The sequence below is a fragment of the Pseudomonas sp. DR 5-09 genome, from assembly GCF_001655595.1.
Classification (GTDB): Bacteria; Pseudomonadota; Gammaproteobacteria; order Pseudomonadales; family Pseudomonadaceae; genus Aquipseudomonas; species Aquipseudomonas pharyngis.
In genome coordinates this window covers 4,557,678-4,569,974 of the sequence record NZ_CP011566.1, presented here as the reverse complement: position 1 = coordinate 4,569,974, position 12,297 = coordinate 4,557,678, and the positions used below count along the sequence as shown (strand labels likewise).

Sequence of the window (12,297 nt, the reverse complement as noted above, 5' to 3'; positions counted from 1 at the left end):
AATCGGATCAATCGCCTATTCGCGTCTAGGCTTAGGCTGAAGATCGCAGTAGTCGGGCTGGCGCCTGGCATAAGGAAGTGAATGAACAAGTTTATAGTTCTGGTGGGCATGTTGGTGTTGGCGGGGTGCACTACCAGCGCCAAGACCCATGCGGTGCGCGGAGTAAGTGGCATCGAGGTTGACTGCTCCGGCTTGGGTTCAGGCTGGGAACGGTGTCAGAAACGCGCCGCCAAGGAATGCAAGGGGGCAGGTTACAAGGTGATCACGCGTTCTGATGATGCTCGGGATGAAGATGAGTTTCCCTTCGGCTTCAATCCTGCTGGCTACGTCACTCGAACCATGCTGGTGATTTGTCGGTGAGTGAGCGTTCATGGGCTTGCAATCCTATGCCCTGAAAATGGGCGTTCTGGCGAGTTGAAAGATATGTCAAGCCCTGGGCTGTTCAAAATCTTCCGGGCGTGCTAAAACCTTTCAAGCGCTGACCTAGCTGCTTGAAAAAGAAGGGAAAAATATGACGAAGTCGGAGTTGATCGAACGAATTGTCACCCATCAAGGGCTGCTTTCATCCAAAGATGTGGAGTTGGCCATCAAGACTATGCTTGAGCAAATGTCCCAGTGTCTGGCCACGGGGGATCGTATCGAGATCCGTGGTTTTGGCAGCTTTTCCTTGCACTATCGTGCGCCGCGTGTCGGTCGTAATCCAAAGACCGGTCAGTCCGTCAGCCTTGATGGAAAATTCGTTCCGCATTTCAAGCCTGGCAAGGAGTTGCGCGATCGCGTGAATGAAGAAGAGGAGGAGGGGGTTTGACGGTCACCGTTACGCAAGGAGTTGCTCATGAATAATCTCAAGCGCATTCTGCTTTCCGTTCTGATTCTATTGGTTGTGTTGGCGATCCTTGCGTTCGTTCTCGAAAATCAGCAATCGGTCTCCCTGTTGTTTCTTGGTTGGGAGGGGCCGCAACTTCCAGTGTCGGTGATTACTGTGGGTGCATTGCTCGCGGGTATGCTGATAGGGCCGGTTTTTGGCTGGTTTCTGGGACGTTCGTCCAGAGCTTCACGCAAGCGTCTGGTCTGATTGCTACATGGAAGTAAAGGCGAACTAAACTTTAGCCACAGCTTGTCTATATCCATTAGTAAAACGTTCATTAAGCTGTAAAATGCTGCGCTCGTCCGATAGTGGCATATTCCCACGTCGGTTCAGACTGACATCGTCAGAAGCCACGGCTGAAATGATGGCTTTTGCATTCATGGATTAGACAGCGCTCGGTTGGCGGCCCTGTCAGTAACTCAAGGGTATGGTTTCGCGTGAAAATTCTAGTAACCGGCGGCGCCGGGTTTATCGGCTCGGCGGTCATCCGTCATATCATTTCCAATACTACCGACGCAGTGATCAACGTCGATAAGTTGACGTATGCAGGTAACCTTGAGTCGTTGGCCGAAGTCAGCGGAAGCTCGCGTTATGCGTTTGAGCGCGTCGATATCTGCGACCGTGAGCAGATCGATCGTGTACTGCGTGAACACCAACCGGATGCGATCATGCACCTGGCCGCAGAGTCCCACGTCGATCGCTCGATCTCCGGTCCTTCCGAATTCGTTCAGACCAACATCATCGGCACTTACACTTTGCTGGAAGCTGCGCGTCATTATTGGGCTGCGCTGGATGATGCCCGCAAGGCAGCTTTTCGCTTCCACCATATTTCAACGGATGAAGTTTACGGTGACCTGGAAGGTCCGGAAGATCTCTTTAGGGAAACCACCCCGTATCAGCCAAGCTCGCCGTACTCGGCCAGCAAAGCCAGCTCCGATCACCTGGTTCGTGCCTGGGCCCGTACATACGGCCTGCCGACTCTGGTCACCAACTGCTCGAATAACTATGGACCTTGCCACTTTCCTGAGAAGTTGATCCCGTTGATCATTCTCAACGCGCTGGAAGGTAAGCCGTTGCCTGTCTATGGCAAAGGCAATCAGGTTCGTGATTGGTTGTATGTCGAAGATCACGCCCGTGCCTTGTACAAAGTCGTGACCGAAGGTGTCATCGGTGAGACTTACAACATCGGTGGTCATAACGAAAAGCAAAACATCGAAGTCGTTCACACCCTGTGTGCACTGCTTGATGAGTTGCGCCCGGACTCGGCGCACCGTCCGCACGCGGGCCTGATCACCTATGTGCAGGATCGTCCTGGTCATGATCAGCGTTACGCTATCGATGCCAGCAAAATTCAGCGCGAGCTAGGCTGGACACCGGAAGAAACCTTCGACACCGGTATCCGTAAAACCGTTGAGTGGTATCTGAACAACACTGAGTGGGTAGCGCACGTGAAGAGCGGTGCCTATCAGCAATGGATTGATCAGAATTACGCGGATCGCTCGGGCAAGGCATGAAAATTCTCCTGCTTGGGAAAAACGGCCAAGTCGGCTGGGAGCTTCAACGCTCCCTGGCGCCTCTGGGCGAGTTGATCGCCCTGGACCGTCACCCGGTGGACGGTCTGAGTGGCGACCTTTGCGATCTGGATGTGCTGCGTGCGACGATCCGTCAGGTGAAGCCGGACGTAATCGTCAACGCTGCAGCCTACACGGCAGTAGACCAGGCAGAATCGGAGACCGAGCTGGCGGATCGTGTGAACGCTCAGGCGAGTGGTGTCATGGCCAAAGAGGCAGCGTCGTTGGGCGCATGGCTGATTCACTACTCGACTGACTATGTCTTCAGTGGTGAAGGTGTGCGGCCTTGGCAGGAGACTGACGCTGTTGCACCGGTTAATTATTACGGTTCAAGCAAGCTGGCTGGCGAACAGGCGATAACGTCCTCAGGCTGCAAGTATCTGATTCTGCGGACCAGTTGGGTCTACGGCGCGCGCGGCAACAACTTCGCCAAAACCATGCTGCGCCTTGCCAAGGATCGAGAAACGCTGAGCGTGATCGCCGATCAGATCGGTGCTCCAACGGGCGCTGATCTAATTGCTGACGTGACTGCTCTGGCCATCGCCAAGATCCAGCAGCGCCCAGAGCTGGTGGGCATTTATCATCTTGCAGCCGCCGGCCAAGTGTCTTGGCACGGTTATGCCAGCCATGTCATTCAGTGGGCCAAGGCGAATGGTGAAGAGCTTGCGGTTACAGCCGTCAATCCGATCAGCACCGTTGATTATCCGACACCGGCGCGACGTCCTCTGAACTCTCGGCTGGATACTCAAAAACTGCGCGACAATTTTTCTCTACACTTGCCGGATTGGCAAAGTGGTGTTACCCGAATGCTTAGGGAAGTTCTGAACAAATGAACACGACAAATCGTAAAGGCATCATCCTCGCCGGTGGCTCGGGAACGCGCCTGCATCCGTTGACTCTCGGCGTATCGAAGCAGATGCTGCCGATCTACGACAAGCCGATGATTTTTTATCCGTTGTCGGTACTGATGCTGGCAGGTATGCGCGAGATCCTGATCATCTCCACGCCGGATGATTTGCCGTGCTTCCGCAAGCTGCTGGGTGACGGTAGCCAGTACGGTATCGAATTGACTTACGCCGAGCAGCCTAGTCCGGACGGTCTAGCTCAGGCGTTCATTATCGGTGAAGAGTTTATTGGCGAAGATCCTTGCTGCCTGATCCTGGGTGACAACATCTTCTACGGACAACATTTCTCGGACAACTTGCGCTCTGCAACCGAACAAAAGAGTGGCGCGACAGTTTTCGGCTACCACGTTTCCGATCCCGAGCGTTTCGGCGTAGTTGAGTTTGATGCTACCGGTCGAGCGCTGAGCATTGAAGAGAAGCCGCTGAAACCGAAGTCCAACTACGCGGTTACCGGCCTGTACTTTTACGATAACGACGTTGTCGGGATTGCGAAGAGCATCAAGCCCTCTGAACGTGGCGAGCTGGAAATTACCGACGTGAACCGTGCTTACCTAGAGCGTAAGTCGCTCAACGTCGAGATGCTCGGCCGCGGATTCGCTTGGCTGGATACCGGTACTCACGATTCGCTGCTTGAGGCCAGTCACTTCGTGCATACGATCGAACAGCGCCAAGGTCTGAAGGTCGCCTGTCTGGAAGAAATCGCTTATCACAACAGCTGGATCACCGCCGAGCAACTGGGGCGCCAGGCTGATGCGCTCAAGAAGACCGGTTATGGTCAGTACTTGCAGAAACTGCTGGATGCGTCTTCTCACTAAAGGTGTTTTTTGACCTTTTCGGCGGCAACGCTCGAACAGCTTTTGACAGGACAGGTATGCCAGTTAAACATCCCAAGGTTGCAGTTTTACTGGCTGCCTTCAACGGAATGCAATGGATCGAAGAACAGATAACCTCGATTCTTGAGCAGTCCGCGGTTGATGTGAAAGTGTTTATCAGCATTGATCCGTCAACGGACGGAACTGAAGCCTGGTGCGCTGAATACGCCGCTGTTCATTCGAATGTCGTGGCGTTGCCGCCTGCAGGCAGCTTCGGTGGTGCTTCGCGGAACTTTTTCAGACTGATTCGCGACGTGGACTTTGATGGATTCGATTTAATTGCATTTGCTGATCAGGATGATATCTGGAGTGGCAACAAGCTGCGGCGAGCGCATGAGAAACTCGGTGAGCTGAAGGCGGATGGTTATTCTAGTAATGTCGTCGCATTTTGGGGTTGCGGTAAGACTCATTTGATCGATAAGGCGCAGCCTCAGGTTGCTTGGGACTATCTGTTCGAAGCGGCGGGGCCTGGTTGCACTTATGTCTTCAGTCATCGACTTGCGGCCAATCTCAAGGCGGCAGTGGTTGCCCAGTGGCAACAATTGCAGGACGTCAGTCTGCATGATTGGTACTGTTATGCGTTTGCCCGAAGCAATGGTTTTCGCTGGTTCACGGATCCTGTTCCTTCAATGCAGTACCGCCAGCATGAAAGCAATCAAGTTGGCGCGAATATCGGAATCAATTCCCTAGCGGTACGCTATAAAACCATTCACGACGGATGGTGGTTTTCTCAAGTGCAACTGATTGCTGCACTAGTTGATAAGCATCAGGATCCTTTCGTTCGGTCCTGGTTCCGTTTGGGGCGCTTGCAGTTGATGAAACTCTCTTTGAGCGCCTGGAACTGTCGGCGACGTTTACGTGACAAGGTATTCTTTTTCCTGATTTGCTGGGCAACGGCGATCGTAGGGAAAAAGGTTAGATGAATTCACCGAATGTATTGGTGACGGGGGCCTCTGGTTTTGTTGGTGAGGCCGTCATCCTCAGATTGCTCCTGGATCGCAAGTTCACACCCGTCGCTGCGGTTCGCAGTGTCTCGCGGTTGGCGGGGCTTTGTCGGGTATTGCACTGTCCGCTCGGAGAGCGCTCACAGGTGCCGGACCTCAAAGGCATTCAGGTGGTGGTTCATTGTGCAGCGCGCGTCCATGTAATGAACGAAGATGCGCAGGATGCATTGACTGAGTTTCGCAAAGTCAATGTGGAAGGTACTGTGGCATTGGCCCTCAAGGCGGCTGCCGCAGGTGTTACGCGTTTCATTTTTATCAGTTCGATAAAGGTGAATGGTGAGCGTACTGTCGGTGGATCACCCTTCAAGTTTGATGATGATCCTGCTCCTCATGATCCTTATGGGCGCTCCAAACACGAAGCGGAACAGCGGTTGCGTGAAATCGGCCAGCAAACGGGGATGGAGGTGGTGATCATCCGGCCGCCGCTGGTCTATGGTCCAGGGGTGCGCGCCAATTTTTTAAGCATGATGGACTGGCTGAACAAGGGCGTGCCACTGCCTTTGGGAAGTGTCGAGAACAGCAGAAGCCTGGTTTCGCTAAGCAACCTGGTGGATTTGATTGTCGTTTGTATCGATCATCCAGCCGCACCAGATAATACTTTTCTGGTCAGTGATGGTGTGAGCGTTTCCACCACTCGGTTGCTGCAAATTATAAACAGAGCGCTTGGCCGCCCCGCATTGTTGATACCGGTTCCGGTGTGGGCGTTGAAAGCTTTGCTCACGCTGCTCGGGAAAAATCTGATCGCCCAGCGACTCTTCGATTCTCTCGAGGTTGATATTGCCAGGACGCAGTCTGTTCTCGGATGGTCGCCTCCCGTGAGTGTGGATCGCGCAATACTGCAGACGGTCAGACACTATCTGGATACTCAAATAAAATGATTTTTTGCGTGTTGTTACTTTCAGTGTTCTTCATTTCGCTACTGCTGACGTATGCCTTGCGTCGGTATGCCCTGGCCAACAGTTTGATCGATATCCCAAACGCTCGAAGCTCTCACACCCTGCCAACGCCGCGAGGCGGCGGGGTGGCAATAGTCGTGTCTTTCCTGCTGATGCTGCCCGTGTCTTACTACTTGCTGCTGATCGACTTGCCGACGATGCTCGGCTTATCGGGAGCGGGAGCCTTGATTGCGGTGTTGGGTTTTGCGGATGACCACGGACACATTGCGGCCAAATGGCGGCTCTTGGGGCATTTTTTGGCTGCAGGCTGGGCGTTGTATTGGCTCGGTTCTGGAGCGCAGATATCGCTATTCGGTTGGCTGCTCGACTGGAAGTGGTTTACCGGCGTGTTTTTTTCGATCTATCTGGTCTGGTTGCTCAATCTGTATAACTTTATGGACGGCATTGATGGGCTGGCAAGCGTCGAGGCTATCTCTGTCTGCCTGGCAGCCTGTCTTGTGTATTGGCTGAGCGGATATCAGATTCTGGCCTGGATTCCATTGCTGCTGGTGGCTGCTGTCTCGGGTTTTCTTTGCTGGAATTTTCCTCCAGCCCGAATTTTCATGGGCGATGCCGGCAGTGGCTTCCTCGGGTTGACCATCGGTTTGTTGGCAATAATCGCTTGCGCAAAGGCCCCCGACTTACTGTGGTGCTGGCTCATACTGCTGGGGGTGTTCATCGTTGATGCTACCTGGACACTTCTACGGCGATTGCTTCGTGGCGATAAAGTCTACGAAGCGCATCGCAGTCATGCCTATCAATATGCTTCTCGACAATATGGTAGCCACAAGACTGTGGTTTTCGGTGTCTTGGCGATTAACCTGTTATGGCTGACGCCGTTCGCGATTATGGCGGCAATCGGGTTAATTCCGGGGGTCGTAGCCCTGCTGATTGCTTACCTGCCGCTGGTGTTTGCTGCCAAAAAATATAACGCCGGCGTGATGGAAGTTCAGCAAGGCCAGCAATGAGCCCGATCTGAAAGTTTATCGACTATAGCTGCAGATTTGCCGTTTGTTCGAATATCGTATCGGTTGCTGAGGGTAAGCTGTTCAGCGATCAGGTTGTAAAAGTTACAGGCAGGCTTGCGGTCAAACGGTGTAAAGTCTAAGTTCTCAAAAAATTGAAAAATATTTTTATAGGATAAATTGTTCGGTATGAGGTCTTCGAAGAAATCATTTATTACCCGCTGCCTGTCTAGCCCGCGTGAATTACTTTTGAACCCAAAAGCGGTTCTTCGGCCGCTTTATCAGAAATTTCCTTTTCTAGCGAGTGTGCGGGTCCGAGTAGGGCTGTTTTCACGAAAAGTTCGATTGTGGCTATTTTCACTTATCGATTCCAAGAATAATGTCAATGCCCTCCAGGCGTTGGCGCAGCGTCGCTTTTCCCATGTATTGCCCTCTTCTGATTGTGTTGAACGTCCGGCGATAGATATATCTATCGTTACTTACAATAGCTCCAAGTGGGTCGACGGCTTCTTCGATTCTTTGAAAGCGCAAAGTTATCCTTGTGAGAAGCTGAATCTCTATTTCGTAGACAACGGTTCTTCGGATAATACCGTCGAAGAGCTTGAACGTTGGAAGAACGGTTACGGTAACCTGTTTGGCGGTTTTAATATTATTCGTGGCGACAATATAGGCTTTGGCGCCGGGCATGATCGAGCAATCTCCATAGGTACTGCCGATTATTTTCTAGTGAGTAACATCGATATTCATTTTTCGGTGGAAGCCTTAGAACAAGTTGTGACCTCTGCTTTGGCGTCAGGGCAGGACGATGTTGCATCGTGGGAAATGAGGCAGGCTCCTTTCGAGCATCCAAAATACTACGATCCGGTAACCCTCGAAACGAACTGGTCGTCACATGCCTGCATCCTGATCAGGCGAGCCGCTTATGTGCAGGTTGGGGGTTATGAAAGTCAGATATTCATGTATGGAGAGGATGTCGAATTATCCTACCGTTTCAGGTCATACGGTTATCGGCTGAAATACTGCCCTGGCGCCGTGGTTTACCACTACACCTATGAACATGAAAATCAGGTAAAGCCGATTCAATACGTTGGTAGCACTTTGGCCAATGCTTATCTGCGCCTGCGTTACGGCAACTGGATCGATAAGGTGGGCGGGCTTGCACTGCAGTTTTTATTGATCCTCAGGCCGGAGGTGTATCCGGGGTCTCGGCGCGATGTAATGGGCAGTGTCCTGCGCATGATAAGAAAAGCGCCACATTTTCTTGGGGGAAAAGGTCGACAAAGTGGTGTCAGTTTTCCTTTCAGGGGATTTGATTATGAAATGATCAGGGACGGGGCGTTCTGGCGCGTGGGTGAGCCTCTCGTCGAGCAGCCGTTAGTGACGATCGTCACGCGTACTTACCAGAAGCGTGACGAGTTTCTACGACAGTCGATCATGTCGGTACTCAATCAAACCTACCGCAATATCGAGTTGATTGTGGTGGAAGATGGTGGGGTAACGATGAAGCCGCTTGTGGACAATACGCCGATCTCGGCGGGACGCAGCGTTCGATTTTTCGGCCTGGACAAGGTAGGGCGCTCGGTGACGGGTAACTACGGCCTGGAAATGGCCACGGGCAAATACTGCATGTTTCTCGACGATGACGACCTGCTTTTTTCTGATCACGTAGAAGTGCTGGTTGCCGCTCTATTAAAAGATCAAGAGGCTGTTGCAGCTTATTCGCTGGCGATGGAGGTGGGTACTGTCACTGAGAGCAGTGGTCGGTATGTGGAACTCACTCATGAAACGCATGATTCCTTTAGGCAGGAGTTCGATTACGAGACGTTGCTTGATCATAACTACATACCGATTCAATCAATTTTATTTATGCGTGAGTTGTATTTGTCTCGAGGCGGTTTTGAGATTGATATGAGCAATCTTGAGGACTGGAATCTTTGGCTCCGTTATGGTTATAAAAACAAGTTTAGTTATGTTCCAAAAACTACTTCGCTGTTCAGGACGCCTGCCCAGTCGGATGTGAGAGTCGCTCGTCACAAGCAGCTTCATGAGGCATATTTTCTCGCCAAGAATCGTGCGGTGAAGTCTTGCGAAAATTATCGTTGATCTTATCGCTCCATTGAATTTAGTTGTCTTGAAAAAAGCCGCCTGTTCAGGCGGTTTGTTTCACTTATTGATCGCTGAAAACGAAAGAAATTAAAGTTTTCCAGCGCGCTGCCGATGGGGTTCTGGCCCTTATTCGGGTCATGCCGGGCGCGGTTTTTTTTCCGATGAAGTGAGCTGCAGGCGGCAGGAAGTCTAGCAGATGTTCTGCGTTTCCATGGGCTCCGCGCTCGCGTCTGACGGACGCGCTCCAAGGGAAAACCCGTGTTTCTCCGTCGTATTGAATGATATCATCCGACAAAATATTGACCGCCGTGTCGCAGATCAATCGCGTGATTCCCACTTCCGGGGCGTGCCAGTCATGCCTCGCTTCGGCATGAGACACAGCCATGTCATCGGTGCCATCTGTTGGCTGGGGTGGATGCTTCACTTATGTGTGGCCGTGGCTTCACTTGCTGCGGTTGTGCAGTCATGCAGTTTTGAAGGAAGCGCCCGTTTTGCCACGCTCTCTTTTCAACGAGGCTCCTCGTACGCTGGAAATCACCCGTCCTGATTTTTGCGACCCATCGAGATCTGCGTGGTTTTGTAAAGGAAATGCTTCCTCTCATGAATGGAACTCCCTGAAAATGTTCGACAATGCGCCGACCTGCCTCAAGCCTTGCGCAGAGGAACGCGGTTTTTTTCACAGAAGCTTTGGCTTTTCCTCCTTGGGTATGATCCCAACGCTCGCGGCTCGTGATGCGTGCCGACCTGCATTTTTTTTGCTGAGGTTTTGATTGATGCGCCAGTTTTCTGCCAACCCATTGGAAATGTTCGCCAGCCTCTGGCGCAATATCGCTCTGATTAAAGCGTCGACAATACGGGAGGTGCTGGGCAGGTACCGCGGCTCGGCGATGGGGTTGCTCTGGTCATTTTTTAACCCGCTGTTGATGCTTGCGGTTTACACATTCGTATTCAGTGCAGTGCTTCGTGCCCGCTGGAGTGTGGACAGTGATTCGAAGACTGAGTTTGCTCTCATCTTGTTTGCGGGCTTGATCATTTTCAATCTGTTTTCCGAATGCATTAATCGGGCACCGGGTTTGATTCTCGGCAAGGTCAACTTCGTCAAGAAGGTGGTTTATCCTCTTGAAATCCTGCCAGTGGTGGTTTTGGGATCTGCGTTGTTTCACGCGGCCATCAGCCTTGGCGTCTGGTTCATCGCCTATGCAATATTTTTCGGCATGCCGCATGCGACTGTGTTGTACCTGCCACTGATCGTGATCCCTTTTGTAATGTTTATCATGGGGGTCAGTTGGGCCTTGGCGTCGCTGGGAGTTTATCTGCGCGACGTGTCCCAATTCATCGGTATCTTGACGACGGTTCTAATGTTCCTGAGTCCTATCTTCTATCCTGCGACCGCGCTTCCCGAGGCATACCGTCATTTGCTCTACCTCAATCCGCTGACCCCCGCGATCGAGATGACACGCGATGTCTTGTTCTGGGGGAAACTGCCGAATTTCGAGATATTGGGAATCTATTGGATCGCCACTACCTGCATTGCCTGGCTAGGCTTTGCCTGGTTCCAGAAAACACGTAAAGGATTTGCTGATGTCCTCTGAAGTCGCGATTAAGGTTGAGAACCTGAGCAAGTGCTACGAAATTTATGATCAGCCGCGTGACCGGCTGAAGCAGTTTATCGTGCCTCGTCTCCAGGCAACGGCGCGCATGCAGCCAAGTCGGTTTTACCGAGAGTTCTGGGCTTTGCGCGACGTTTCCTTCGAAGTGAAGAGGGGGGAAACGGTCGGGATCATCGGTTGCAATGGCAGTGGCAAGTCCACCCTGCTGCAGATGATTTGTGGCACCTTGAACCCCACGACCGGCACCGTTCAGACCCACGGACGCATTGCTGCCTTGCTTGAGCTTGGATCGGGATTCGATCCCGAGTTTACCGGGCGTGACAACGTTTACATGAATGCTGCTGTGCTTGGGCTTGCCCGGGAAGAGATCGATCAGCGGTTCGACGAAATTGCGGCCTTTGCGGATATCGGCGAGTTTATCGAACAGCCAGTAAAAAGTTATTCAAGCGGTATGGTCGTGCGATTGGCGTTTGCCGTTCAAGCGATGATTGATCCGGATATCTTTATTGTTGATGAGGCGCTCGCGGTCGGCGACGAAAAATTTCAGCGCAAGTGCTTTGCGCGAATGGAAGAGCTGAAAAGCAGGGGTACGTCCATATTGTTTGTTTCGCACTCGGCATCGAGCATCATCGAGTTGTGCGACAGAACCCTGTTGCTCGACCACGGTGTCAGGCTGATGTACGGTGCAGCCCCGCAAGCGGTCAGAGCATACCAAAAGCTGATTTATGCTCCTCAGGCAGAGTACAAACGGCTGGTTGAGGCTTATTTGGTAGCGGACAAGACTGGAGAAAATGTCGATCTCCAGAAAACGGTCGAGAAGCGTCCCGTCTCCCCCACGCAGTTATCGAGTGACTCGTTCGATTCCGGGCTGGTGCCTGAGACTACTGCGGTCTATCCGACTCAAGGGGCGGAAATCACCTCATTCTCCATCCTTGATGCCGACGGACATCAAGTGAACGTGTTAAAGGCGGGAAGTCCCTACCAGGTCCAGGTGGCCGGTCATTTCACCGACAGTCTTGACGCGACCTACTGGGGCATTCATATACGAAATGTTTCGGGTGCCGTCGTAACCGGCCAGCGCTTCCCTGAGGATGGAACCTATTTCGAGCCTGTCGCTGCGGGTAGCGACTTTAACGTCAAATTCTCTTTCCAGATGAATTTACTGCCGGGTGTTTATTTTGTGGGTGGCGGAGTCTGGTCAAATCAGGAACCGAACTGCGCTCACAGGATTATGGATGCAATCATGTTTAGAGTTGTATCCGAGGACAAGCTCAATTCCTTTGGTTATGTGGATTTGATGACGAGCGCACCTCATGCGCAAGTCGGTGGAAAAGCTACGATTTGATGATCGGCCGGCGGCTGAAGGAACCAGCCGTCCGCCCGATTCGAAGTTACGAGTCAAACGCGGTGTTGTTGACTTGTGTAATGGAATAATGGACTTGGAAGTTTGATGCTGCGCTG

13 protein-coding genes are annotated in these 12,297 nt (G+C 52.2%); 12 read left to right on the top strand and 1 reads right to left on the bottom strand.

Annotated features, from left to right (window positions below; translation table 11 throughout):
• Window positions 1-81: 81 nt before the first annotated feature.
• The 10 genes from PDR5_RS20445 to PDR5_RS20395 all read left to right on the top strand — a co-directional run bounded on the left by PDR5_RS20445 (window position 82) and on the right by PDR5_RS20395 (window position 9,223).
• A complete protein-coding gene (locus tag PDR5_RS20445) occupies window positions 82-360 on the top strand; it encodes a hypothetical protein (protein WP_064598424.1) in 279 nt (92 codons plus the stop codon).
• Window positions 361-511: 151 nt separating this feature from the next.
• Window positions 512-808, top strand: coding sequence for an integration host factor subunit beta (gene ihfB / locus PDR5_RS20440; RefSeq protein ID WP_003189779.1), 297 nt, complete (start codon window positions 512-514; stop codon window positions 806-808).
• 27 nt (window positions 809-835) lie between these two features.
• A complete protein-coding gene (locus PDR5_RS20435; RefSeq protein WP_064598422.1) occupies window positions 836-1,075 on the top strand; it encodes a LapA family protein in 240 nt (79 codons plus the stop codon).
• 230 nt (window positions 1,076-1,305) lie between these two features.
• Window positions 1,306-2,382 carry a dTDP-glucose 4,6-dehydratase gene (gene rfbB, locus PDR5_RS20430; RefSeq protein ID WP_064598420.1) on the top strand — a complete coding sequence of 359 codons (1,077 nt, stop codon included), beginning with the start codon at window positions 1,306-1,308 and terminating at the stop codon, window positions 2,380-2,382.
• Complete coding sequence (gene rfbD, locus PDR5_RS20425) at window positions 2,379-3,272, top strand: dTDP-4-dehydrorhamnose reductase (RefSeq protein WP_064598418.1); 894 nt, start codon at window positions 2,379-2,381, stop codon at window positions 3,270-3,272. The genes rfbB and rfbD overlap by 4 nt, the downstream gene beginning before the upstream one ends.
• Window positions 3,269-4,159, top strand: a complete 891-nt coding sequence (rfbA, locus tag PDR5_RS20420; protein ID WP_064598416.1) for a glucose-1-phosphate thymidylyltransferase RfbA — start codon at window positions 3,269-3,271, stop codon at window positions 4,157-4,159. Before rfbD ends, rfbA begins: the two co-directional genes overlap by 4 nt.
• 56 nt (window positions 4,160-4,215) lie before the next feature.
• A complete protein-coding gene (locus PDR5_RS20415; protein WP_064598414.1) occupies window positions 4,216-5,139 on the top strand; it encodes a glycosyltransferase in 924 nt (307 codons plus the stop codon).
• A complete protein-coding gene (locus PDR5_RS20410) occupies window positions 5,136-6,098 on the top strand; it encodes a UDP-glucose 4-epimerase family protein (RefSeq protein WP_064598413.1) in 963 nt (320 codons plus the stop codon). The genes PDR5_RS20415 and PDR5_RS20410 overlap by 4 nt, the downstream gene beginning before the upstream one ends.
• Window positions 6,095-7,123: an MraY family glycosyltransferase gene (locus tag PDR5_RS20405; protein ID WP_064598411.1), complete on the top strand. Its 1,029-nt coding sequence runs from the start codon at window positions 6,095-6,097 to the stop codon at window positions 7,121-7,123. Before PDR5_RS20410 ends, PDR5_RS20405 begins: the two co-directional genes overlap by 4 nt.
• Window positions 7,124-7,309: 186 nt before the next feature.
• The gene (locus PDR5_RS20395; protein WP_082934436.1) at window positions 7,310-9,223 is read left to right on the top strand and encodes a glycosyltransferase family 2 protein; all 1,914 of its coding nucleotides are present in this window, start codon (window positions 7,310-7,312) and stop codon (window positions 9,221-9,223) included.
• 64 nt (window positions 9,224-9,287) lie between these two features.
• On the opposite strand, the gene PDR5_RS29730 is transcribed toward PDR5_RS20395, so the two are convergent.
• Window positions 9,288-9,611, bottom strand: coding sequence for a hypothetical protein (locus PDR5_RS29730; protein WP_156669349.1), 324 nt, complete (start codon window positions 9,609-9,611; stop codon window positions 9,288-9,290).
• Window positions 9,612-9,999: 388 nt separating this feature from the next.
• On the opposite strand from PDR5_RS29730, the gene PDR5_RS20390 reads away from it, so the two are divergent.
• Both PDR5_RS20390 and PDR5_RS20385 read left to right on the top strand, forming a co-directional pair.
• Window positions 10,000-10,818 carry an ABC transporter permease gene (locus PDR5_RS20390; RefSeq protein ID WP_064598404.1) on the top strand — a complete coding sequence of 273 codons (819 nt, stop codon included), beginning with the start codon at window positions 10,000-10,002 and terminating at the stop codon, window positions 10,816-10,818.
• Window positions 10,808-12,181 (top strand): ABC transporter ATP-binding protein, encoded by a 1,374-nt coding sequence (locus tag PDR5_RS20385; RefSeq protein WP_064598402.1) that lies wholly within the window; start codon window positions 10,808-10,810, stop codon window positions 12,179-12,181. Before PDR5_RS20390 ends, PDR5_RS20385 begins: the two co-directional genes overlap by 11 nt.
• Window positions 12,182-12,297 lie beyond the last annotated feature (116 nt).

Coding starts and splice junctions, on each gene's coding strand:
- PDR5_RS20395 (WP_082934436.1), top strand. CDS start 7,310: ATGAGGTCTTCGAAGAAATCATTTATTACCCGCTGCCTGTCTAGCCCG.
- PDR5_RS20445 (WP_064598424.1), top strand. CDS start 82: ATGAACAAGTTTATAGTTCTGGTGGGCATGTTGGTGTTGGCGGGGTGC.
- PDR5_RS29730 (WP_156669349.1), bottom strand. CDS start 9,611: ATGGCTGTGTCTCATGCCGAAGCGAGGCATGACTGGCACGCCCCGGAA.
- PDR5_RS20405 (WP_064598411.1), top strand. CDS start 6,095: ATGATTTTTTGCGTGTTGTTACTTTCAGTGTTCTTCATTTCGCTACTG.
- PDR5_RS20415 (WP_064598414.1), top strand. CDS start 4,216: ATGCCAGTTAAACATCCCAAGGTTGCAGTTTTACTGGCTGCCTTCAAC.
- ihfB (WP_003189779.1), top strand. CDS start 512: ATGACGAAGTCGGAGTTGATCGAACGAATTGTCACCCATCAAGGGCTG.
- PDR5_RS20435 (WP_064598422.1), top strand. CDS start 836: ATGAATAATCTCAAGCGCATTCTGCTTTCCGTTCTGATTCTATTGGTT.
- PDR5_RS20410 (WP_064598413.1), top strand. CDS start 5,136: ATGAATTCACCGAATGTATTGGTGACGGGGGCCTCTGGTTTTGTTGGT.
- rfbA (WP_064598416.1), top strand. CDS start 3,269: ATGAACACGACAAATCGTAAAGGCATCATCCTCGCCGGTGGCTCGGGA.
- PDR5_RS20390 (WP_064598404.1), top strand. CDS start 10,000: ATGCGCCAGTTTTCTGCCAACCCATTGGAAATGTTCGCCAGCCTCTGG.
- PDR5_RS20385 (WP_064598402.1), top strand. CDS start 10,808: ATGTCCTCTGAAGTCGCGATTAAGGTTGAGAACCTGAGCAAGTGCTAC.
- rfbD (WP_064598418.1), top strand. CDS start 2,379: ATGAAAATTCTCCTGCTTGGGAAAAACGGCCAAGTCGGCTGGGAGCTT.